Genomic DNA, 20,747 nt, shown 5'->3' with positions numbered 1-20,747 from the left:
TGTTTCACATATATTATTCATTATTTTCACATGAAAAAATAGCCCTCTATCCTAAAACATAGAGGGCAGAATTTTTATATAAAAACCTATACCTTATCCTGAAGTGCTCCCCATAAACAGAACATCTAAACTATCTGTGCCCTATATTCTTTAGGGGATAGGTGGTTATTAGAAAGTAGTGTCTTCTTTTTTATAATATTCTTTTGAAATCTCTTCATAAAATGCAGCTGATGTCGTGTAGAAATAAGGTACTAACCATAAGAAACCGATTCCTAAAGTAAGAATACTTAAAATGAACCAACCTAAGAAACTTAAGCATAGTAAAAAGTAATCCATTTTATGTCCATTCATCATACGACGGCTTTCAGTAATCGCTTGATTCGCTGTATATTCTGGATGATCATTCAAAATAAAATATGTCATAGAATAAGAAAATGATTTAATAATACCTGGAATAATAAGAAGTAATGTCCATAGAACCAAGTACACATTCATTAGTAAATATGTTGAAAACGATTTCATAAACTTACTTCCATCGTTAAACCATCTAAATATATGACCAATACGAGCATTAGTCCCACGAATTACATTTAAAACAAAATAAGAAGCACCTACTGTTAACGGCCCGATAATAAACATTGCAATAATAGTTACTGTAAGTGACTCATTTGCTTCTTCCCAACCCCAAAATATCGAGAAAATACCTGTAGTTAAAATTTCAACAGCTCCAATAAGGATTCCGACTAATAAGGTTGCCCCTACCGCTAATCCCCATTTTCCTTTTAATGCATCAAGTGCTTCTCTTTTTAACTGACTTATCATATATAGCCTCCTAATACTTTTTCTATATTAGTATACCATTTATATCAAAAATTCCACAGATTTTCCTGAAATAGAAGCATACTACCTTTTTTGATATGTATTGATATATGTGCGCTGTAGCTTTACTAATATATGAATTAAGTCACTCATTTTCCTATAATAAAAAAAGCCTGCCTTTCATAATAGGCAAGCTTTTTCAAGTTAATTCTCACTCATTCTCTTCTTATACCAATCCTGCATTCTCTCCGCATCTTCTACTCTCGTATGCTCTAATTTATAATTCGATGATGCGTTAGAGAATATGTACGTACATAGATTTGCACGGCGCTGGAAATAGGATTGTGTCTTTTCCATTGATTGGACGTGCCTTCTTCTAACAAGCCCTGTATATTTGCCGACGCTGCGATATACAAGCGTAATTTGCTCTCCGTTTACACTGTAACCATTTGTTTTAAATGTTGCGTATCCAAGTGTAAAGATGAGAATCGCGAGCGGAATTAATGCCCACATGATGAAGTGCTTTTCAAAGTATATACTTATTCCAATAAGCGGGATTGCTAGCATTGCGAAAAAGATGAAACTATCAATGAGATAGCGGCGTAATGCTGCTTTTGGTAGTGAAATAATGTTTGTATTCAGTTCATATGGTAGTTGTAAATGTGCGAGTAACTGTTGTACGCGATCTTTTCGAATGATAGGATGCAGTGTAACTTTTTCTTTCTCGTCACCCAGTCCTTTACTTTGAATCACTTCTACTTGTACAGCACAATAACCGAATGGCTGACGTAAAATACTTTCTTTTATCGTAATACCTTGAATGCGGTGCAATTTTAGGACGAGTTCTTTTTTCTCAAGTAATCCTTGCGAAATGCGGACTTCATCATTTCTTCGATTCACTGTGAAATCTCCATGTTTTAGCGCATAACCGATTGTCGATATAATCCATGAAAGGACAATCAAAATAGCTATCATGAAAATCCAGCCATATATATCATGTTCCATTACATACGACTTGACGCCATTCTCTATCCATTTCGGGATGTACTCATCTACTTGGTGATACACGAAAAAGATTAATGAGAATAATAGTCCAAACTGACCAGATGTAACAGACGCTAGCAAAATTTCTTTCCAAGTTAATTTATATTCAGTCGCTTGTTTTTCTTCTGTTACGATTTCTTTTTCTACTACTTCTTCTGATGTTTCTTCTGCTTTCACTTCTGGAGTTGGATCATTTAGCATTGCAATAAGCTCTGTTGCTTCTTCTACTGTAATACCAGCTAAGCTTACTTCTGCATCGTCGCCTCCCCCTGCTGTTTCGATTTGAATCTTTTTTAAGCCAAGCATTTGATATAGCACGTTAGAACTTGTATTAATCGTTTGAACACGCTCTTTATTTAAGTAGCTCTCCTTCTTCACAAAGAGCCCTTGTTTTACGTGTAATACGTTATTTTCGACCCAATATGTTGTGTAATACCATTTTTCAAATGCTGAAAAAACGGTGAGTAAACCGAATGCAGCGGGGATTAAATACCAAAACGGGAATTTTCCATTTAAACTAAACATGAAAATAATGAGTGGTATAAAATCTGTTATTTTTAATTCTAATAACATCGTGATCGGATGCTGCCTCTTATACATCCTCATCACTCACTTTCGCTAATTGTGCGATTTTCGTTTTCAACATTTCTGCTTCATACATCGTTAAGCCTGGGATGCTGTGAGAAGTTGCCGCTGTTGAAATGTGTAATTCTGCTAATCCATATTTTCTCATAATTGGACCTTGTTCAATCGTCACGTGCTGTACACGAATCATCGGTACTAATACGCGCTTTACGACGAAAAGACCGTGCTGAATTTCAAGTTCTTCTTCATTTAATTGATAACTGTAATAACGTTGACGTAGTTTCGGGAATAAAAAGTACGAAAATGGTGCGAACACAACTGTTAGCCCAATCATTACATACAAAATCCACGCCCACCAATCAAACTTTATCATGAGGAAAAGGTAAGCTAAAATGACGAGAATACCGATTCCTTCTTCAATTACAGCACGAACTTTCCACACCTTGACCATGTCAGGGTTAATTTCATTTTTCAATGGATCCATGTAACCACTCCAAATCTAGTAATCTAATATACGAATACTCTCAATCTATATTTTACATAACTTTACATAAAATTGAAATTCAATCTTCTTTCTTCTCAGGAATAAAATATCCGAACCAAAGTAGCCAAATGAAGCCAATTAACTTCATCCAACTTCCATCTGCTTGAAAAGCTTCAATCATACCTGGAATTTTATAAATCCCAATAAATCCGAGAAAACCGAGCCACCAGTTTTTTTGCATTTTCACTTTTATTCCTCCTTCAAGACGTTTTTCACATTTCGAATCCAAATTTCTTTATACTTTAACTGGAACCCCATTAACATGTAATTACTCATATTATCGATTACGAGCGCTAACGTATGAGCATTTTCTTCCGTTGCCTGTTGTGACACAACGTCAAGTTCTACACCTTTCTTCAATAAATCGTGGAAACCATTTAAGAAATCTTCTTGTATTTCAAATAAGCGTTTCTGATACTTTTCATTTCGCGATGCAGTTACGATAAATTCATTTATAACGCGTAATATTCCTTCTTGCCCTTCATACTCAGAGAGCATATGTAAACCATCAGCAATTAACTTTTCTGCAAAGTTTTCTTTCTTATATTGTTCTTTATCGAAATAACTCACGAAATGATACCCAGAGAAAATTTCTTCAAATAAAAAATCGACTAACGCTTCTTTAGAAGAAAAATGATAATAAATAGCCGGTTTTGAAATACCTACCTCTTTCGCAATCATGGAAAGGCTCATCTTCTCAATGCCGTGCTCTGCCATGAGTTTAAATGATGCCTCTACAATGTTTTGCGATGTTTGTAAATTCTTTGTCATACTGTACCTCACTTATTTTTACTTACCGGTCGGTAAATAAATTGTAAAATAAAAAATCATCGTTTGCAAGTTTGATTCAAAACTGTATATTACTTTTCAATCTACATTATGGATCTAGGATCATATTCCTTAATAATGACTACAATAACCTTTAATCCAGTTAAACTACAAAAAGCACCTTTGTGAGTGCTTCTTGTAATTTAATATTTAGGCCCCATGTAATCATAACTTTGATCTAACGCTTTTAATAAATCAATCGCACCCTTTAACTCTCTTTTATCAGACTCTAATTCTTCCATCCTTCTTTCGATATCTTTTTTAAAAGATTCTAAATCGCTAATAGCCTTCTTCCCCACTCCAAGTTGCGACCAGCTTGATAAGAGTAAATTATGTACATTACTTACAACTCTTTTATTATGATTTAAGTCTTGAATCATATGGTCAAATTGTTGTAAAGCTTGGTTCAATGCTTCTTCATTTAAGTAAATTCTCGGCATCCTAATCTTCTCCCTTAATATTGTTGATCCGTCTTCTTATAATCATCGGCTTTCTTCTCAATAAAATCTGAAATTTCCGTTGCTGTTCGTATGTACCAAAAACTTAAATGCTCTACATGTGCACGTATATTATTTACTTTAGCTTCTACCCGTCTACTTTCAGCCGTTTCTAATAGTGTCATCATATTAGAAATTAACCTCGGTACTCTATCTTGAAATTCTTGTGCGTTTCGCTTCATATCTCTTACGGCTTGTTCTAAATTCTCTACCACTACACGAATTTCTCCCCCGCCTAATAACGCGCCTGGTGAATCATAAACTCTTTCATTCGTGTCTACATTTAACAAGTATTTATTGGATAAAGACCCATTCTCTCCAAACCGGAAGTTCTGATCTGTTTGATAATGATAACCAGGGCCACTTATCGAATTCAAAAATCGAGTAACATCCATCCCAAGCTTTTGCTGTAATGATAGCTTTGACATTTCTTCTTTCGAAATTGGTGGGGTTACCGCATAAGTAGAGCCTATATGACTTTCATATGCACCAAATGGTCCATAGCCAATTGAATCATTTCCGTGAACAACACTTACAATTCTATTATTAAACTCACCATTATTTGCTCTTTCTTGTAAATCAGGCGGTAACAAATGTTTTGCACTCGGCGCATTCCATGACATACATCTTACATTATCATTAGATGCCGCTGCATATTCCGCTAAAGCTCCCCCTAACGAATGACCCGTCGTATATATCTCCACATCATCCCTGTCCTTGTATGTATCCGTTACTTGTTTCATGACCCTTTCAGCTTGTTCGAATTGATTATGTGTTTCCCAGCGCTGATTCTCTTCATTCCAATATTTCTTTGAACCTTCATTCTCAGTCCCTGCTACAGGAGGTGCTGCTGGTTCATGAACACCTTCTCGTAATACAAAATGATTAGTATCCGTTTTTAAATCCTTCATACCTTCCCCTGGCTTCATCGGAATGCCTAAAGAGTTTTTCTCTATAATTTTGTCCCCTTCTGTACCTCGGAAAGCTACCATAACTTGCTTTTTCCCATCGACATCTCGTTCAAAGGCTACTGCATCCATTCCGGTTTGTTTGTCGTGGAATGTTTCTCCTACTTTCCATGTTTGGACAATATTATTATGAGTATCTTTAACATCAAATTCTTTTTTTAATTGCTTATCATTACGATAAGCCCCTTTTGCTAATTGATAATAACTTAAGTCTAATACTTGATCATTTTCACTCAAAACATTTCCCCTCCCAAGAATTTTAAGATATCCTAAATATAGGATAACATTCAAGGAGGCTTATTGATTGAAAAAATATTATTTAGGATTAATGATGGTCTTTATATTAATGTTTATAGGAGGGTGTAGTATGGATAAAAAAAATGAGGAACAACAAATCGTTAATAGAGCAGAAGAAACAACCATTCAATATTTTAAAGAAAAACATAATTTAGATGTAGTAATTACAGGGCATAGCTTTCCTCCAAATGATTTTCAAACTGTATTTATAGATGGTTATGTTAAAGATGATAAAAGTAAAGAATTCTCAGTAGATGTAGAATTTGGTGATGGGGAATATAGGGTCGGTTCTATATCTCGTTCTGAAAACTTTAAATTAAATTATTAATAATAAATCTAAAAAACTTTAATAATACTTAAGATTAATATAATATATAGAGTTTGGTTACCAAGTCTATTGAAGACACCTTAAGGTGTCTTTTTTGCGTAAAATACTTTAGCATATGAATTTCTTTCTTAACAAAATAATTTGTATCTGTTTTTAAATCCTTCATACCTTCCCTAGCTTCATCGAAATGCCTAAAGAGTTTTTCTCTATAATTTTATCCCCTTCTGTTCCTCGGAAATCTACCATAACTTGCTTTTACCCATGTATATCTCGTTCAAAGACCGCTGCGTCCATTCCGATTTATCGTGGAATGTTCCTCCTTTTTCCTATACTTGTAAACTTCGACCATCTTTATTGGTAATAACAACTTCTTCAATATATTTATCAGATTCCTACGTAGTGTCTGCTAATTGATAAAAAGTAGAATCTAAAACTTCATTTTTATTACTCAAAACATTTTTCTCCTACAACATTTGATATATTCTTATAATTAAGATAACATTTACGGAGGATAAATATGGATATTACTATTAAAAAATTTAGCTTTTGTTTATTATTTATACTTATTTTAAGTACTTTAGGGGGATGTACTATGGATCAAAAAAACAAAGAAGAACAAGTAGTAAAAGAAGCAAAAGCGACAATCATTACATACTTTAAGGAAAAGCAAGATTTGGATGTAGTAATTACTGGACATGAGTTTGGTCCTAAAGACTTACAATCCATTTATATTTCTGGTCATGTCAAAGATGATAGAGACAAAACATTTAATATAACTATTCAATATAGCCGAGATAAATACACGATAGGTTCAATTTCTAAAAGTAAAAGTTTAAAATTAAAATACTAACACTTCCCATAATTTTCATCTAAATCATTCCTATATGCTCCCAAGGATTTTTAAATAGTTTTTATAAACGGACATGTGAAAGATAACAAAAATAAGATTTTTTCTATGGACGAAGAATATGATGGAGGAGAATATCATATAAGCTCTATGTCTCACTCCAAAAATTTAGAGCTTAAAAACTAATAATCTGGGCATTTTAGAGTGCCTTTTCTTTATACCCCACCACACAATGTTCTGTGAATATAAAATTTAGTAAAGAGAAATATAACGCAACATTTATGGAGTGATTATTCATGAAAAAATACGGTATAAGATTATTCTTTATTTTTACACTTATCCTTTTAGGAGGATGTACTATAAATCAAAAGAATGAGGAACAACAAATAGTTAATAAAGCAACAGAAACTACAATTCAATATTTTAAAGAAAAAGAAAATCTAGACGTAGTGATTACTAAACATAAATTTGCCCCGAAGGACTTTCAAAGTGTTTGGATTTCAGGACATGTGAAAGATGATAAAAATAAAAAATTCTCGGCAGATGTTGAATACGCTAATGATTATCACATCGGTTCCATTTCAACCACCAAAAATTTCGAACTAAAACACGATTAGTTAACGATTCTTTTTATATTATTTCTTGATAAAAAATAATATAAAGCAATTTCAGGAGATGCATATGGATCATTCAAAAAAGAAAAGGATTATAATTTTAATCATTTTAGCAATTATAGTTTTAGTCTTAGGTTGTACTACATCCTATATTCACGATAGAAATATAACTAAAGAAAAAGCTACTGAAGTTGCAATAGAAACTATGAAGAAAGAAAAAAATATAGACTTTGTGGTAACCAATGTAAAAATTCAACAATTAGAACTTGCGGGCTTTATTAGAGTTAGAGGGTATGATAAAAACAATAAACAAAAAAACATTACATTGTAATAAATAAAACCCCAAATTATAAAGTTGCATATTGGGGCGGAGAATAAAGTGAAACTTTAATCAGTGGGGGTTTGTTCGTCCACATTGATTATTAGCAAAAGAAGCACTTTTATAAGCGCTTCTTTTAATTTAATATTTAGGACCCATCATCATAAATTGATTTGAGAAAGCTTCCATTGCTTTTCTATATCTCTCTAAATCATCTTGTATTTTTCTAAACTCATCAATTCTATAGACTAGTTCTTTATCCACTTCACTTAATCTTCTTTCAATTTCTTTTGCTGTATTCCCTTCCCAGCTATGTGTCAATAATACTTTAATTGAATTTACGTTTTTTCTATGATTTTCCAAATCTGAAATGCATGATTCTAAATCATTTTTTGCGCCTATCACATCAACAGCATGTGCAATAACGTCATAATTTTTCACAAAAATCCCTCGCTTAATTTTGTTCGTCCACATTTTTAAAGTTATCTGCGCGTTGTTCAATAAAATCGGCTTCTGAACGAATACGCTCCATATATCCCCTTTGGAATCCGTATACGCTATATGTAACTGTATTAATTAAATTCCCTTCTACGCTAGCTGGTGATTGCTGTAAAATATTAATAATTTTGTTACTCGCTTGTACTAACTTTTGATTAATGTCATCAATTTCTCTTTTTAAATCTTTAGCAATTTGGTTTACCTCTTCCACTGATAAACGAATTGTTATTTCACCAGCGCGAGGTGAAGATAAAACCCTTTGACCAGTTTCTGCATCATACATATTTGGCATATTAAAATAACCATATTTATCTTGGCTAAAGTTATCCATAGAATGAAATTTCGGTCCCATAAATCCCATAAAAAAACGAACAGCATTATAACCATTTATCAAAAATGACGAATATGGAATAAAGCCACTTACATCGTGCAACTTAGAATCATTTTTCGCATCTGGTTTATCTGTATAATACAAATGTCCTATACGGCCTCTATTTTTATTATCATTCCCTCTAAAACCTGTAAACACTGTATCATTAGGGTTTCCATAAGTCGTGATTAGATTTTTATAATCTCCTCTTAAAGCCTTCTCTTTTTTATCTTTATGTAATAAGTCTATTACATTAGGTGCTTCAAAACTTACAACTGGTACATCATTCATAACCCCTGCATATTCACCTAAACCACCACCTAAAGAATGACCAGTTAATGTAAGATCATACCCATCTAAACCATTTTTAGGATCTGCTATATAATTTTTTACGTCTTTTGCTAAGTCATCTGCATTCGTAAATTGACTTTCTTCTACTGCTTTTTTAGCCCTTTCTTTAGCTGTGGCAAAATTAAATTGCTCAGTTAAAGGCAGTGATGAAGTATCAATTTTATTTAAATTATCTAAACTATCTTGATTTTTTCTAACACGCCCCCCCATAACATCAAATAAATCCGCATCATAAAAATCAGGTGCCTCCCAAGAACCACGATAAGCAATAACGATTTGTTTCGTTTCATCATTTTTATAAATGGTGGCATCAAAACTATTTTTTGTATTATGAAGAACTGCTCCATCAATTTCTACTGGTTTCCAAACCTCCTTGTGATTTCCAATTTCTACTTCTACTCTTTCCGCTTCTCCATAACTCTTACCAGCTAATTCAACCAAAGTTTTATCACTAATAGAACTTCCCATACTCTTCTCCTTTGTAAATGATTTATAATGTTATTATAAATTATTTTAGGAGGAAAAAAATGGGTAAAGTAAAAAAAAAGAATATTATAATATTTATAATGATAACGGTTATTATCTTAGCCATAGGCTGTACTGCATCCTTTATTCACGATAGAAATATAACAAAAGAAAGAGCTGCTGAAGCTGCTATACAACATATAAAAACAAAAGAAAATATAGATGTTATAGTAACTAAAGTCGATATTAAATCCGCTTTTCAAGGGGGGTTTATTGAGGTTAGAGGATATGCGGAAAATGATAAAAAAAGAAAGTTTTATGTCACAGTAAGCAAAAAACAAAATTATTCTATCATGGGTTGGAATTTAGATGATTCTCAATAAGAAACAAAATATTTTCATATTATTATCCGTAATAATTATGATGTTAATCATAGGTTATATAGCAAAGTTTATTCATGACCAAAATGCTGCAAAAGAAAAGGCTGCTGAAGTTGCAATAGAAACTATGAAAAAAGAAAAAAATAGATTTTGTGGTAACCGATGTGAAAATTCAACAATTAGAACTTGCGGGCTTTATTAGAGTTAGAGGGTATGATAAAAACAATAACCAAAAAAACTTTACGTTGTAATAAATAAATCCCAAAATTATGAAGTTGCATATTGGGGCGACGAATAAAGTAAAATTTTTATCAGTGGGGGTTTTGTTCGTCCCCACCTAACTTCTGTGCTCCAGACGAATTTGGGGCGAGATAAGATTATAATGAACGCCTAAATAAACCCATACCACCAAAAACACTCATAGATTGTATCTATAAGTGTTTTTTGCATCCCTTAAGTACAGTCGAGAAACATACAAACTATTAAAAAACGTAAGGACACCTAGTACATCAAATGTGTCCGCATCATAAAGCAAACTCCGAAAAGCAATAACAATTTATTTTGATGCAACTATTTATAAAATTATGTAATGATACAGAACTAGGTATTTCAATAGCTTCCCAAGTTTCTTTATGATTCCAAACTTATTCTTGATAAACGAACAAGAAATTCACCACTAACCGTATTACTTATATTTCCCTCTCCTTAAAAATAATTCATAGTATTAATTACAAGATAATTCCAGGAGGGATTGTATGAGGGAATTAAAAAAGAAAAACATCATAATTTTAATCATGATCACAATTATAACTTTAACTATAGGATGTACACTAAAAATTATGCATGATAGAAATATAGAAAAAGAAAAAGCTGCTACAGCTGCCATAGAACATATGAAGAAAAAAGAAAATATTGATGTTATAGTGACTAAAGTTGATATTAAACCTGCCGCTAGTGGTGGTATGATTCGAGTTTCTGGTCATGTAAAAGACCAGAAAAACAGAAATTTCTTTGTTTCAATTATTAAACGTTAAAATTATTCAGTTGTTGGATGGGAATTAGATCATCTAGAGTCATAATTACCTTATTACATGTCAACTACCTCCACTACTAATTTCAGCCTAAAACACTGAAAAGACAATCTGAATTATACCTTCTTCTTTTGATGCATTAATCATTAAAACAAAAAAGCATCCTAAATCACACATTTAGGATGCTTTCTTTTTAATTCCTATTCAGCAATCGCATACGATAACAATTCATCGTTACTTCCCCAAGTCTTTGCAGTAATTGATAGTTCGCATACGCGCCGACCGGGGCACCGATTATTGGTACGAGCTGAAGCATTTTTGCTAAATCGATATAGTCTCGGTACTCTGTTTGGAACTTTTCCCAGTCCATATGGTTTTCTTCTTCTGTATCCCACGTTTCGATGGCTTTCCATATTTCTTTTCGGTGGTCGTCACTTGAAAAGGCAAGTTGGAAAACGTGAAGGATAAAAAGGCGCTCTTCTTTGTCGCTCGTATCAAATCCGTACAATGTTGCTGCATCGAATAAAAATTTAATTTTAATGCCGAGTAAAAGCGGAAAGTCAGCAAGGCCAAGGAGAATACCGCCTGCTCCCGTCCCCGCTCCTTCTGCCGCTGCTATTTTTTTGTACTCATCCATTTTTTTACGTACTTCGTCGTCTCTTCTTTGCAATGACCAGTTCGTCTCTTTTAATTTCGGCTTTATAAAGTTTGATCCGGCACTAATCGTTTGCACCATCATCCGAATCGTTTCTGTTAATACTTTTTGCACTTTCGCCGGAATAAGCTGTTGTACTTTCGTCTGCACTTTCTTAGAGAATCGTGTCATCATAGAAGAATCTTTCATGAATGTAGCTTTCCACTGCTCCAATTCTTTTATAACCTTCTCTTCGTATGTAATCATAGGTTCATTCCCTTCAATTTAAACGCTCAATACGTTTCGCCCCGTATTGATAAACGAAACCGATACTAAATACTATGCTTACGACTAATAAAATGCCCGTCATCATGAAATCTTTCGTCGCAAGGGCGAATATAACTGTAAATATCACGCTACCGATAATAAGGATTGCATTTAATAAAGTAAGAAAATCTTTCTTCTTCTCTTCTCCCCCGACCGGATACAAATCAAGCCAAATCTTCATGCGGTGATGCTTCCATAAAGTTAAGAGCTGATAACCGATTAAGTATAGGAAGATAAGGCTTACGATAAATCGTCCATATAAAAACGGAATGAAGTAAAGAATAACTCCTCCAAGAGCGAGCAGGCGCACATACAAGCCGAAATAGTTACCAGATCGTAAAAACGTTCTCGTATATAAGTATAAATAGGTACGTTTTTCACCAATCATCGAAAGGATGAAATCGAGCCATTTTCTGCGTGCTACTCTTTCTTTTAATGCTGGTACATCAACGAACATGTTCGCGATGCGGTACAGCAGCATCATCTTCTTACCTTCTTCAGAAATTAAATACTCCCAGTTTAGCGGCTTTCCCTTCACCATTTGATGCAGTACTACGAGGTATAACACCATGAGAAGGACGATTCCACCAATAAACATAACGGAAGTACGCTCTACAAGGAAATAAACAAATAAGCCGTTTAAAATAACACGAATGAACCAATCAGCTCTTTGTATATTTTGATCTGTTAAAAATGACTTTTCCCATGCTACGAATAAGTTCCACGCTTTTACGATAACAAACGCGAGTACAATCCATATGTAAGCCGCTCCTGTTTGTTTCATTTGCTGGAAGTATAACGGGGCTAGTGCTGCCGCTACGATGGCGATTATGTATAACTGAATCATAAACGTAAAGAGAAATGCCTTTGTGAAATAAGGTTTTAACTTTTCTTCCACTGGCAGTAAGTAAACGAGATCTGCTTCTTTTAATAACGTTTGTATCGATCCGGCCGTTAATACAAGTCCAAGCAACACTGCCATAACGAGTGCTGTCGGAAACGACGGTGTTAGCGTTTGTAACCACTGCTGGTAATAATACGCTCCTGCGCCGATGATAAATACGAAAATAAATTTCAAATGATCATTAAATACGTATTTACTATATGTACGAACTTCTTTTAGAAAGTGACGAAATCGTTCTTTCCATAATGCTGTGCTATTCATAATCTTCTTCCTTCGTTAATGCAATATAAATATCATCTAACGTTGCACCCGGCATATTAAACTGTGATTGTAGTTCAGCTAATGTTCCCTTCGCTCTTACTTCACCTTGATGGAGAATAATGAACGAATCACAATAACGCTCTGCTGTCGCTAAAATATGTGTACTCATTAAAATGCCCGCGCCGCTCTTTTTCATTTGATCCATCATTTGAAGGAGTGATTGAATCGCTAACGGATCAAGCCCAACGAAAGGTTCGTCCACAATGTAAAGAGATGGCTCCACTAAAAACGCACTCATAATCATTACCTTTTGTTTCATCCCTTTTGAGAAATGAGACGGAAACCATTTTAAACGATTTTTCATACGAAATTCTTGTAATAGTTGTCCTACACGTTCTTCATATTGTTTTTCATCGACACCGTACGCCATCGCTGTTAACTTCAAATGTTCTTCTAGCGTTAGCTCATCATATAATACTGGTGTTTCTGGGATGAACGAAAAACTAGAACGGTACGCTGTCATATCGTCACGAATTGTTTTCCCATTAATTGTGACAGTTCCTTTTTTCGGTTCCATTAAACCGATAATATGTTTAATCGTCGTACTTTTACCCGCTCCATTTAAACCGATTAAGCCGACAAGTTCGCCTTTATTAACAGAGAACGAAACATCTTTTAGTACAGGTCGTTTCGTATATCCTCCTGTAACATTTTCTACACGCAATAACTCGCTCATACGACACCACTTTCTTCATTAGTATTCATTCTATATTCATCTTACCAAAAATAGCGCTATACTACATAGTATCGATGCGTTCAAAAAAAATTTAAATTTGTTCGCATATATTTTTACGAAAGCGGACATCATAATTAGTGAAGAAGGAACACATTGAAAAAGCAACCACCTATTGATGAGTACAACAACATAGTGAAGTCATCATGAAATGGGGTGTCCATGTTGGACAAAGAAATTTACACATAACCAGATCATTTGTTTCATTTTAGAAACGGGGTGTCTCTGAAAGAGCATATACTGTTTTAAAAAATAAACAATTTCCTTTTATAAAGATTGCAATTCATTTCACTTGAAAATGGGGTGTCTACGGCAGAAACTTTAGCCGATTTACCGTGCATTTCTTAAATAAATGAGGTGTCTGCGAAACGTAAATTACGATAATGCTTTTTCAATCCCTCTTCAGAAAACAGGAAGCTGAGTCAGCTTCCTGTTTTTCGTGTTTGTTCTCTTATATAATTATGGTAAAATACGGCTAAGGCTACTTGAAAGGATGAGATCAATGAATCATACAGCGGACAATTGTATTTTTTGTAAAATTATTGACGGGCAAATCCCTTGCTCAAAAGTATACGAAGATGAACATGTGCTTGCATTTTTAGATATTAGTCAAGTAACAAAAGGACATACTCTTGTTATTCCAAAAGTTCACAAACAAGACATTTTTGCATTAACGCCAGAAATCGCATCACACATTTTTTCTGTCGTTCCGAAAATCGCAAATGCGATTAAAGCAGAGTTTAACCCAGTTGGCTTTAACCTACTTAACAATAACGGTGAAAAAGCTGGACAAACTGTGTTCCACTTCCACCTTCATTTAATTCCACGCTACGGTGAAAACGATGGTTTCGGTGCTGTTTGGAAATCACATCAAAATGAATACACAATGGAAAATTTACAGAACATCGCAAGTACAATTGCAAATAGTGTGAAATAGTGACACTATAATAAGAAGTAATACATAACAAGCCACTTTCCTAACGTGATTAAATATTGCAAGGCTTGTTTCTTCACTCAAGATGCCAGGGAACGTGCACCGCACAATTTTCTTTCCCTTATCTTAAAGATATGCATATTTTTTCACATCATGAATACGAACAAAAAATAAGGAGGTTTCCTTTTATGTCAAAAGCTAAATCCTTTATTACAGGTGTCATTTGCGGCGGAGCAGTTGCTGGACTAGCCGTTCTTTTCTCTACTCCTTCTTCTGGCAAAGCTATGCGCGGTAAGTTAAAAGAAAAAGGAAATGATATTAAAAAGACTTTAGCTGATATTACAGCTGATACAAAATTATTAAAACGTCAAATCGTTGAAACTGCTTCAGAAGGTAAAGAAGTGTTTCAAGAATTAAAAGACGATATGCACGATACGATTTCTAACTGGAAGCAAGACATTTCTCAAAACAAACGCCATATTGAGAAAGAGATTTTGGACATTCAAAAATCAATTGAGAAACTACAAGAAGCTGTTCCGGAAAAGGCGTAAACAAATTCCTGCTTAGTTTTTTGCATATAACAAATATTTTTTATATAAATCGACCTTAACACGGCATATCACACAGATATGCCGTGTTTTTATGCATTTACAATATATGTTATCACTTAACATGTAAGGACAACACATGTATTCACGACTCATAAAACGCTTCCATAGTTATGCATGATTTGTATAGAATGTCATTTTTCCGAAAAATTTTCACAATTCTCACAAAAAGACTTTATTAATTTTTACTTTACTGGCATAATAGATAGTAATGAAAAAGAATGTTAAAGTGGGTGAGTAAATGAAAAGTGGAGAAAAAGATTACTCGGTAAAAGAAGCGATGATTTTCAGCCAACGCATTGCTCAATTATCGAAAGCGTTATGGAAATGTGTAGAGAAAGATTGGCAACAGTGGATTAAGCCTTACGATTTAAACATTAATGAGCATCATATTTTGTCAATCGCTTATCATTTAAAAGGGGCTTCTATTTCTGAGATTGCTAAGTTTGGAGTTATGCACGTATCAACGGCGTTTAACTTCTCGAAAAAGCTGGAAGAACGCGGCTATCTTGTATTCTCAAAAAAAGAAGATGATAAACGAAATACGTACATTGAGATTACAGACAAAGGGGAAGAATTACTACTTCGCTTAATGGAGGAGTATGATCCTGAAAATAACTCTGTATTTAATGGGGCTCTTGCACTTCGTAATTTCTATGGTAAGTTCCCAGAAAATATCGAACTTATCGCTATCTTGCGCAACATTTACGGACAAGACTTCATCGATATTTTTGAGAAATCATTAGAGAATATTGAGGAGAATTTTACGGAATCCGATCAGAAGTTAGTTAAGAAGTAATCTATTTATTGTTTCGCAATCATGCTTAAGAATTCATTCATAAGCGGCTTAAATAAACCTTGTTTTGCTAGCGCTTCCGCAGTTTCGTGTACTTCGAGCTGATGTGGAAGCGCTTTTTCAAATTGTTCTAACAGCGCATCGAACAAAAGAAGCCCTTCTGCTTTCTCCACTACATATTGCTCGTTCAATATTTCACAAAGATTTAGTATACGTTCAATATCTTTTTTACGAGCTTTTTTCTTTATGATCAAAGAATAAAATGGACACTTTTCTTCATCAATCATTTTAAATAGTAGGTCTACGTAGTATTCAGCTTGTTCTAATCTTCTAACAACGTCCATTTTCTCCCTCTCTTTCTAACACAAAGTCTTCTATTTCTGAATTTTATAACACGAACAAAATATCGTATGATACAATATATAAAGTATATGTATTTTACCAAAAGGAGGTCTCGCCTCATGACACTTATAACAGTTGTTTTTGTCGCATTCGCACTTCTTGTTATATTTTACACGAATTTCATGACACATACACTGTGTGAACGAAAACAAATAGCTGCGAGCCGCCAACCCGGTGTCTTTCGGGTTATTAATGTATGTATAACAATTTTATTAATTTCTAGTTATATAGAAATTATATTTCATGGAAAGTGAGGAAGGAAGCCCCTTCCTCACTTTTTTCCTCTATAAGCAAATTATACCTACTATAACCAATAAAATAAACAGTACAAGTAATAAAATAAGTTGAGAATTCATCCCCATCCCCTCCTCTTTTCTGTATATGCGGCATACGCCCAATATGGTACACTTTCAAAATCTGACACGCACTGGTTAAATTTTCTTTATCAATATGAAATCGAGTCGAAATATGATATATTAAATTTTGTACATATTGCTTATACTATGAAATAAATGACACGCATCTTAACTTTATCCTCAGCCTCGGTAAGCCCTGTTAAGCGCGCTTTACCAATATACAAAGCAAAAGTATCAGTGAGACTTAATCGGGCTCTTATGAACTAAAATTCATTGGTGTAGGATAAATTAAAAATACATAATAGTAGGAGTGTTTATCGAATGAAGAAAGCTATGCTTGCCTTAGCCGCAACAAGTGTAATCGCATTATCAGCATGTGGAACAGGATCATCATCAGACAAAATCGTTACATCTAAAGCTGGTGACATTACAAAAGAAGATTTCTACACGCAAATGAAACAACAAGGTGGTAGCCAAGTCTTACAAAGAATGGTTATGGAAAAAGTACTTATTAAAAACTACAAAGTTGACGACAAAGAAGTAGATAAAAAGTTCGATGAAACGAAAAAACAAGTTGGTGATCAATTCGATACACTATTAAAACAACAAGGTATGAAAGAAGAAACATTTAAAAACACTATCCGTGCCTCTCTAGCTCAAGAAAAAGCTATCGAGAAAACAATCACTGATAAAGAATTAAAAGACAACTACAAGCCTGAAATTAAAGCAAGCCACATTCTTGTAAAAGATGAAGCGACTGCTAAAAAGGTGAAAGAAGAACTTGGACAAGGTAAATCTTTCGAAGAGTTAGCGAAACAATACTCTGAAGATACTGGTTCAAAAGAAAAAGGTGGCGACTTAGGATTCTTCGGACCTGGTAAAATGGTTAAAGAATTCGAAGATGCTGCTTCTAAACTGAAAAAAGATGAAGTAAGCGAACCTGTAAAAACACAATTCGGTTACCACATCATTAAAGTTACAGACATTAAAGAGCCAGAAAAATCATTCGAACAATCAAAAGCTGACATCAAAAAAGAACTAATTGCGAAGAAAATGCAAGATGGCGAATTCATGAACGATCTTATGACGAAAGAAATCAAAAAAGCTGACGTAAAAGTTGACGATAAAGATTTAAAAGATCTTTTCGAAGAGAAGAAAGCTGACGATAAGAAAGAAGAAAAGAAATAATGAAAAGCTCGGGATTAGCCCGAGCTTTTTTTGTTTGCCCTCTTCTCGCGATACATTGCGTCTAGATTCGGTACATGAAATTATGTAGTTGATTTTCGTGAATCTAAATTATATCAGCGATTTTTCAATTATATCGACTTACCGACAAAAACTGACAATGATCGCGATCCCCTCTTCAAGAAACACAAAAAAACCTCGATTCCACCGCACGGAACCAAGGTTTATCTTATTATCATTGATTAAATGAAAAAACTATGTTAAATTAGTACAGAAACACGTTTTCAAAAATACACAGAACGTATTTATCCGTATCTTAATTGTACACCAAAACACATCTTCAGTCAACCTCTATTTTTCACTTTTAAAGGAGTGCTTACGTATGAACAAAAAACTTGATTTAGAGCAAAAACGATTGGATACCGTAATTGAAACAATTACGGAGCAAATTGATAAACTGGAAAACGAAACTGGCAGACGCCGGGCAGAAGTAATCAATATTCGTAAACACTTTTGGGATGACGTGAAAGTAAACACTGATACTTTCGATGATTATCTTGAAACAGTTATCAACTTGAGACAACAAGCTCAGTCACTAGCTGTCACACAAATTACCCATAAGCACACCTTTAATCGACTTGCCGCATTAAGACGTATGCATAAAGCACCTTATTTCGGACGAATTGATTTCAAAGAAGAAGGAGAATCTGCCGCGGATCAAATTTATATCGGCGTAGCTACACTTACTGATGCAAGCGGGGAAAACTTTCTTATATATGACTGGCGCGCACCTATTTCGAGTGTGTACTACGATTATCCACCAGGACCGGCTGAATACAGTACACCAGGCGGCGTAATCCACGGTAATGTGGAGAAAAAATTACAATACATTATTCAAAATGGCGAGATTGATTCTATGTTCGATACGAGCCTTACAATTGGTGATGAAATCTTGCAACAAGCGCTCGGAAAAGGTACGAACAAACATATGCAGAGCATCGTCGCTACAATTCAGCGCGAGCAAAATGAAATTATCCGTCACGATGAAGGCCGACTTCTTATCGTGCAAGGAGCTGCTGGTAGTGGTAAAACGTCAGCTGCCCTGCAACGAATCGCCTACTTACTATATAAATATCGCGAATGGCTAAAAGCAGATCAAATTATTCTCTTCTCCCCTAACTCTATGTTCAATAGCTACGTTTCTAACGTACTACCTGAACTCGGTGAAGAAAATATGCAACAAGTGACATTCCAAGAATATTTAAACCATAGACTAAGTAAAGCATTTGACGTTGAAGACCCTTATGAGCAATTAGAATATATGTTAACTGAAACGAATAGCCCTACCTATAAAACGAGAAATGCGAGCATTCGCTTTAAAGCATCCACTCAATTTTTTGAAATGATTAGAACGTACAGACAATCTCTTGAATCTTCAGGCATGTTATTTAGAGGAATGAAATTTAGAGGAAAGTTAATTGTTTCTGCTAAAGAAATTACAGAACAATTTTACAACACTGACTCCTCCCTCCGTTTCCATAATCGAATTGAAAAGTTAACAGATTGGCTAAATAAACAAATAGATGCAATTGAAAAAACAGAGCTGAAAAAGCCTTGGGTAGAAGAGGCAATTGAATTACTGAGTAAAGATGAATATCAAAAGGCTTATAAATATTTACAGAAAAAAGGCGAGTTTGACGACAACTCCTTTAATGATTTTGAGAAAGAAACGAAAGTACTTGGACGTATGATTGTTCGTAAAAAATTGAAGCCGCTTCGTAAAGGCGTTCAAACATTGCGTTTCATCAATTTCACAGGCATATATAAACAACTCTTCACAGATGCATCATGGGTTACTGGAGAAAAGCCGAAGGAATGGGATGACATTTGCTCCTTAACAGTAAACATGCTTGATGAAGGAAAGTTATATTACGAGGATGCAACGCCATTTTTACTTTTAAAAGAGTTAATTGAAGGCTTCCAAACGAATAGATCGATTAAACACGTACTCGTAGACGAAGCGCAAGATTATTCGCCGTTTCAGTTTGAGTTTTTAAAACGTCTCTTCCCTGCTGCAAGAATGACTGTACTCGGAGACTTTAACCAAGCGATATTTGCCCATGCGAGTGAAGCAGTGAATTTCAACACACTTACTAGCTTATACGGACCAGATGAAACGAACGGCATCAACTTAACTCGTAGCTATCGCTCAACAAAACCAATTATTGAATTTACACGCACTCTCGTACCGGAGGGCAAGAACATTCACGCCTTTGAACGTGACGGTGAGAAACCTACAGTGACGAAAGTATCAAATGACAGCGAACTGCACGAGCATATTACTGCCAAAGTTGCTGAACTACAAAAAGAGCAGCACAATACGATCGCAATTATATGTAAATCTGCAGCTGAAAGCGCCGCTGCCTACGAAGCACTTCGTCATATCGACAATATTAAACTTGTGAAAAGTAACTCAGCCGAGTATGAGCAAGGCATTGTCGTGATCCCTACTTACTTAGCGAAAGGTATCGAATTTGATGCTGTTATTATTTACGATGCTTCTAAAGATGTGTACAGCGATGAGAGCGTTCGTAGATTGTTCTACACTGCTTGCACGCGCGCAATGCATGAATTGCAACTTTATAGCGTTGGCGAGGTTAGTCCTTTTATACTTGGGGCTGATTCGGAGAGTTTTGAGCTTATTACACCTTGATACTAATCAAGGTGTTTCTTTTTTGTGCAGGATTTATACCTTAAAAGTA

At 34.5% G+C, this 20,747-nt stretch carries 27 protein-coding genes and 1 pseudogene; 13 read left to right on the top strand and 15 right to left on the bottom strand.

The window, feature by feature from the left end; all coding sequences use genetic code 11:
* Positions 1-168: 168 nt before the first annotated feature.
* The 7 genes from RBB48_RS09430 to RBB48_RS09400 form a co-directional block, all read right to left on the bottom strand.
* Positions 169-822 (bottom strand): DUF975 family protein, encoded by a 654-nt coding sequence (locus tag RBB48_RS09430; protein WP_088610413.1) that lies wholly within the window; start codon positions 820-822, stop codon positions 169-171.
* A gap of 201 nt (positions 823-1,023) precedes the next feature.
* Positions 1,024-2,463, bottom strand: a complete 1,440-nt coding sequence (locus RBB48_RS09425; RefSeq protein WP_306007584.1) for a PH domain-containing protein — start codon at positions 2,461-2,463, stop codon at positions 1,024-1,026.
* Positions 2,456-2,932: a PH domain-containing protein gene (locus RBB48_RS09420; RefSeq protein ID WP_088610598.1), complete on the bottom strand. Its 477-nt coding sequence runs from the start codon at positions 2,930-2,932 to the stop codon at positions 2,456-2,458. The genes RBB48_RS09425 and RBB48_RS09420 overlap by 8 nt, the downstream gene beginning before the upstream one ends.
* Before the next feature lie 79 nt (positions 2,933-3,011).
* Complete coding sequence (locus tag RBB48_RS09415) at positions 3,012-3,179, bottom strand: hypothetical protein (protein WP_000783808.1); 168 nt, start codon at positions 3,177-3,179, stop codon at positions 3,012-3,014.
* A 2-nt stretch (positions 3,180-3,181) separates the two neighbouring features.
* On the bottom strand, positions 3,182-3,763 hold the full coding sequence (locus RBB48_RS09410; protein ID WP_088610599.1) for a TetR/AcrR family transcriptional regulator: 582 nt from the start codon (positions 3,761-3,763) through the stop codon (positions 3,182-3,184).
* Positions 3,764-3,963: 200 nt separating this feature from the next.
* Positions 3,964-4,260, bottom strand: a complete 297-nt coding sequence (locus tag RBB48_RS09405; RefSeq protein WP_001137435.1) for a hypothetical protein — start codon at positions 4,258-4,260, stop codon at positions 3,964-3,966.
* Between the two features lie 14 nt (positions 4,261-4,274).
* Positions 4,275-5,522, bottom strand: a complete 1,248-nt coding sequence (locus RBB48_RS09400; protein WP_306007583.1) for a lipase family protein — start codon at positions 5,520-5,522, stop codon at positions 4,275-4,277.
* A gap of 91 nt (positions 5,523-5,613) precedes the next feature.
* On the opposite strand from RBB48_RS09400, the gene RBB48_RS09395 reads away from it, so the two are divergent.
* A complete protein-coding gene (locus RBB48_RS09395) occupies positions 5,614-5,910 on the top strand; it encodes a hypothetical protein (RefSeq protein ID WP_371878382.1) in 297 nt (98 codons plus the stop codon).
* Positions 5,911-6,031: 121 nt separating this feature from the next.
* Here RBB48_RS09395 and RBB48_RS31650 read toward each other — a convergent pair.
* Positions 6,032-6,227, bottom strand: a pseudogene (locus RBB48_RS31650) (lipase family protein); the annotation flags it as partial.
* Positions 6,228-6,502: 275 nt separating this feature from the next.
* Here RBB48_RS31650 and RBB48_RS09385 point away from each other — a divergent pair.
* The 3 genes from RBB48_RS09385 (at position 6,503) to RBB48_RS09375 (ending at position 7,702) form a co-directional block, all read left to right on the top strand.
* The gene (locus RBB48_RS09385; protein WP_371878381.1) at positions 6,503-6,760 is read left to right on the top strand and encodes a hypothetical protein; all 258 of its coding nucleotides are present in this window, start codon (positions 6,503-6,505) and stop codon (positions 6,758-6,760) included.
* A gap of 293 nt (positions 6,761-7,053) precedes the next feature.
* On the top strand, positions 7,054-7,374 hold the full coding sequence (locus RBB48_RS09380) for a DUF1433 domain-containing protein (protein ID WP_306007581.1): 321 nt from the start codon (positions 7,054-7,056) through the stop codon (positions 7,372-7,374).
* Between the two features lie 64 nt (positions 7,375-7,438).
* Positions 7,439-7,702, top strand: a complete 264-nt coding sequence (locus RBB48_RS09375) for a hypothetical protein (protein WP_371878380.1) — start codon at positions 7,439-7,441, stop codon at positions 7,700-7,702.
* Positions 7,703-7,831: 129 nt separating this feature from the next.
* Here RBB48_RS09375 and RBB48_RS09370 read toward each other — a convergent pair whose 3' ends face one another.
* Both RBB48_RS09370 and RBB48_RS09365 read right to left on the bottom strand, forming a co-directional pair.
* A complete protein-coding gene (locus tag RBB48_RS09370; RefSeq protein WP_098133216.1) occupies positions 7,832-8,131 on the bottom strand; it encodes a hypothetical protein in 300 nt (99 codons plus the stop codon).
* Between the two features lie 13 nt (positions 8,132-8,144).
* The gene (locus RBB48_RS09365) at positions 8,145-9,377 is read right to left on the bottom strand and encodes a hypothetical protein (protein WP_088610604.1); all 1,233 of its coding nucleotides are present in this window, start codon (positions 9,375-9,377) and stop codon (positions 8,145-8,147) included.
* A gap of 59 nt (positions 9,378-9,436) precedes the next feature.
* Here RBB48_RS09365 and RBB48_RS09360 point away from each other — a divergent pair, with 59 nt between their 5' ends.
* From RBB48_RS09360 to RBB48_RS09350, 3 genes are all read left to right on the top strand, one after another.
* Positions 9,437-9,757, top strand: a complete 321-nt coding sequence (locus RBB48_RS09360; RefSeq protein ID WP_088610605.1) for a hypothetical protein — start codon at positions 9,437-9,439, stop codon at positions 9,755-9,757.
* Positions 9,744-9,956, top strand: a complete 213-nt coding sequence (locus tag RBB48_RS09355; RefSeq protein WP_306007580.1) for a hypothetical protein — start codon at positions 9,744-9,746, stop codon at positions 9,954-9,956. The genes RBB48_RS09360 and RBB48_RS09355 overlap by 14 nt, the downstream gene beginning before the upstream one ends.
* 553 nt (positions 9,957-10,509) lie before the next feature.
* Positions 10,510-10,788, top strand: coding sequence for a hypothetical protein (locus RBB48_RS09350; protein WP_088062331.1), 279 nt, complete (start codon positions 10,510-10,512; stop codon positions 10,786-10,788).
* 190 nt (positions 10,789-10,978) lie between these two features.
* On the opposite strand, the gene ecsC is transcribed toward RBB48_RS09350, so the two are convergent.
* From ecsC to ecsA, 3 genes are read right to left on the bottom strand one after another with little or no spacing between them, the layout of a single operon-like run.
* A complete protein-coding gene (gene ecsC / locus RBB48_RS09345; protein WP_000634127.1) occupies positions 10,979-11,686 on the bottom strand; it encodes an ecs operon protein EcsC in 708 nt (235 codons plus the stop codon).
* Positions 11,687-11,699: 13 nt separating this feature from the next.
* Complete coding sequence (ecsB, locus tag RBB48_RS09340) at positions 11,700-12,911, bottom strand: ABC transporter permease EcsB (protein WP_306007579.1); 1,212 nt, start codon at positions 12,909-12,911, stop codon at positions 11,700-11,702.
* Positions 12,904-13,647 carry an ABC transporter ATP-binding protein EcsA gene (ecsA, locus tag RBB48_RS09335; RefSeq protein ID WP_053565078.1) on the bottom strand — a complete coding sequence of 248 codons (744 nt, stop codon included), beginning with the start codon at positions 13,645-13,647 and terminating at the stop codon, positions 12,904-12,906. The genes ecsB and ecsA overlap by 8 nt, the downstream gene beginning before the upstream one ends.
* A 559-nt stretch (positions 13,648-14,206) precedes the next feature.
* On the opposite strand from ecsA, the gene RBB48_RS09330 reads away from it, so the two are divergent.
* The 3 genes from RBB48_RS09330 (at position 14,207) to RBB48_RS09320 (ending at position 16,045) form a co-directional block, all read left to right on the top strand.
* On the top strand, positions 14,207-14,641 hold the full coding sequence (locus RBB48_RS09330; protein ID WP_001016840.1) for an HIT family protein: 435 nt from the start codon (positions 14,207-14,209) through the stop codon (positions 14,639-14,641).
* A 185-nt stretch (positions 14,642-14,826) separates the two neighbouring features.
* Positions 14,827-15,189 carry a YtxH domain-containing protein gene (locus tag RBB48_RS09325; protein ID WP_087985644.1) on the top strand — a complete coding sequence of 121 codons (363 nt, stop codon included), beginning with the start codon at positions 14,827-14,829 and terminating at the stop codon, positions 15,187-15,189.
* A 298-nt stretch (positions 15,190-15,487) separates the two neighbouring features.
* Positions 15,488-16,045, top strand: a complete 558-nt coding sequence (locus RBB48_RS09320) for an HTH-type transcriptional regulator Hpr (protein WP_000834920.1) — start codon at positions 15,488-15,490, stop codon at positions 16,043-16,045.
* Between the two features lie 5 nt (positions 16,046-16,050).
* Here the strand turns inward: RBB48_RS09320 and RBB48_RS09315 are convergent, their stop codons facing one another.
* Complete coding sequence (locus tag RBB48_RS09315) at positions 16,051-16,386, bottom strand: DUF1878 family protein (protein WP_306007578.1); 336 nt, start codon at positions 16,384-16,386, stop codon at positions 16,051-16,053.
* Between the two features lie 117 nt (positions 16,387-16,503).
* Here RBB48_RS09315 and RBB48_RS09310 point away from each other — a divergent pair, with 117 nt between their 5' ends.
* Positions 16,504-16,698, top strand: a complete 195-nt coding sequence (locus RBB48_RS09310; protein WP_000172690.1) for a hypothetical protein — start codon at positions 16,504-16,506, stop codon at positions 16,696-16,698.
* Positions 16,699-16,728: 30 nt separating this feature from the next.
* Here RBB48_RS09310 and RBB48_RS31645 read toward each other — a convergent pair whose 3' ends face one another.
* Positions 16,729-16,842 (bottom strand): YjcZ family sporulation protein, encoded by a 114-nt coding sequence (locus RBB48_RS31645; protein WP_306447429.1) that lies wholly within the window; start codon positions 16,840-16,842, stop codon positions 16,729-16,731.
* Between the two features lie 279 nt (positions 16,843-17,121).
* Here RBB48_RS31645 and prsA point away from each other — a divergent pair, with 279 nt between their 5' ends.
* Both prsA and helD read left to right on the top strand, forming a co-directional pair.
* Complete coding sequence (gene prsA, locus RBB48_RS09305; RefSeq protein ID WP_306007577.1) at positions 17,122-17,988, top strand: peptidylprolyl isomerase PrsA; 867 nt, start codon at positions 17,122-17,124, stop codon at positions 17,986-17,988.
* Positions 17,989-18,367: 379 nt separating this feature from the next.
* Positions 18,368-20,698, top strand: coding sequence for an RNA polymerase recycling motor HelD (gene helD / locus RBB48_RS09300; protein ID WP_306007576.1), 2,331 nt, complete (start codon positions 18,368-18,370; stop codon positions 20,696-20,698).
* Positions 20,699-20,747 lie beyond the last annotated feature (49 nt).

The sequence above is a fragment of the Bacillus sp. MMSF_3353 genome (genome assembly GCF_030733445.1).
Lineage (GTDB): Bacteria > Bacillota > Bacilli > Bacillales > Bacillaceae_G > Bacillus_A > Bacillus_A wiedmannii.
Note: the sequence above shows the minus strand (reverse complement) of the source record. Positions and strands in the feature narration are given on the sequence as shown.

Coding starts and splice junctions, on each gene's coding strand:
- RBB48_RS09365 (WP_088610604.1), bottom strand. CDS start 9,377: ATGGGAAGTTCTATTAGTGATAAAACTTTGGTTGAATTAGCTGGTAAG.
- RBB48_RS09360 (WP_088610605.1), top strand. CDS start 9,437: ATGGGTAAAGTAAAAAAAAAGAATATTATAATATTTATAATGATAACG.
- RBB48_RS09380 (WP_306007581.1), top strand. CDS start 7,054: ATGAAAAAATACGGTATAAGATTATTCTTTATTTTTACACTTATCCTT.
- RBB48_RS09330 (WP_001016840.1), top strand. CDS start 14,207: ATGAATCATACAGCGGACAATTGTATTTTTTGTAAAATTATTGACGGG.
- RBB48_RS09375 (WP_371878380.1), top strand. CDS start 7,439: ATGGATCATTCAAAAAAGAAAAGGATTATAATTTTAATCATTTTAGCA.
- helD (WP_306007576.1), top strand. CDS start 18,368: ATGAACAAAAAACTTGATTTAGAGCAAAAACGATTGGATACCGTAATT.
- ecsB (WP_306007579.1), bottom strand. CDS start 12,911: ATGAATAGCACAGCATTATGGAAAGAACGATTTCGTCACTTTCTAAAA.
- ecsC (WP_000634127.1), bottom strand. CDS start 11,686: ATGATTACATACGAAGAGAAGGTTATAAAAGAATTGGAGCAGTGGAAA.
- RBB48_RS09320 (WP_000834920.1), top strand. CDS start 15,488: ATGAAAAGTGGAGAAAAAGATTACTCGGTAAAAGAAGCGATGATTTTC.
- RBB48_RS09410 (WP_088610599.1), bottom strand. CDS start 3,763: ATGACAAAGAATTTACAAACATCGCAAAACATTGTAGAGGCATCATTT.
- RBB48_RS09315 (WP_306007578.1), bottom strand. CDS start 16,386: ATGGACGTTGTTAGAAGATTAGAACAAGCTGAATACTACGTAGACCTA.
- RBB48_RS09310 (WP_000172690.1), top strand. CDS start 16,504: ATGACACTTATAACAGTTGTTTTTGTCGCATTCGCACTTCTTGTTATA.
- RBB48_RS09420 (WP_088610598.1), bottom strand. CDS start 2,932: ATGGATCCATTGAAAAATGAAATTAACCCTGACATGGTCAAGGTGTGG.
- prsA (WP_306007577.1), top strand. CDS start 17,122: ATGAAGAAAGCTATGCTTGCCTTAGCCGCAACAAGTGTAATCGCATTA.
- RBB48_RS09430 (WP_088610413.1), bottom strand. CDS start 822: ATGATAAGTCAGTTAAAAAGAGAAGCACTTGATGCATTAAAAGGAAAA.
- ecsA (WP_053565078.1), bottom strand. CDS start 13,647: ATGAGCGAGTTATTGCGTGTAGAAAATGTTACAGGAGGATATACGAAA.
- RBB48_RS09425 (WP_306007584.1), bottom strand. CDS start 2,463: ATGTATAAGAGGCAGCATCCGATCACGATGTTATTAGAATTAAAAATA.
- RBB48_RS09385 (WP_371878381.1), top strand. CDS start 6,503: ATGGATCAAAAAAACAAAGAAGAACAAGTAGTAAAAGAAGCAAAAGCG.
- RBB48_RS09355 (WP_306007580.1), top strand. CDS start 9,744: ATGATTCTCAATAAGAAACAAAATATTTTCATATTATTATCCGTAATA.
- RBB48_RS09325 (WP_087985644.1), top strand. CDS start 14,827: ATGTCAAAAGCTAAATCCTTTATTACAGGTGTCATTTGCGGCGGAGCA.
- RBB48_RS09350 (WP_088062331.1), top strand. CDS start 10,510: ATGAGGGAATTAAAAAAGAAAAACATCATAATTTTAATCATGATCACA.
- RBB48_RS09395 (WP_371878382.1), top strand. CDS start 5,614: ATGATGGTCTTTATATTAATGTTTATAGGAGGGTGTAGTATGGATAAA.
- RBB48_RS09405 (WP_001137435.1), bottom strand. CDS start 4,260: ATGCCGAGAATTTACTTAAATGAAGAAGCATTGAACCAAGCTTTACAA.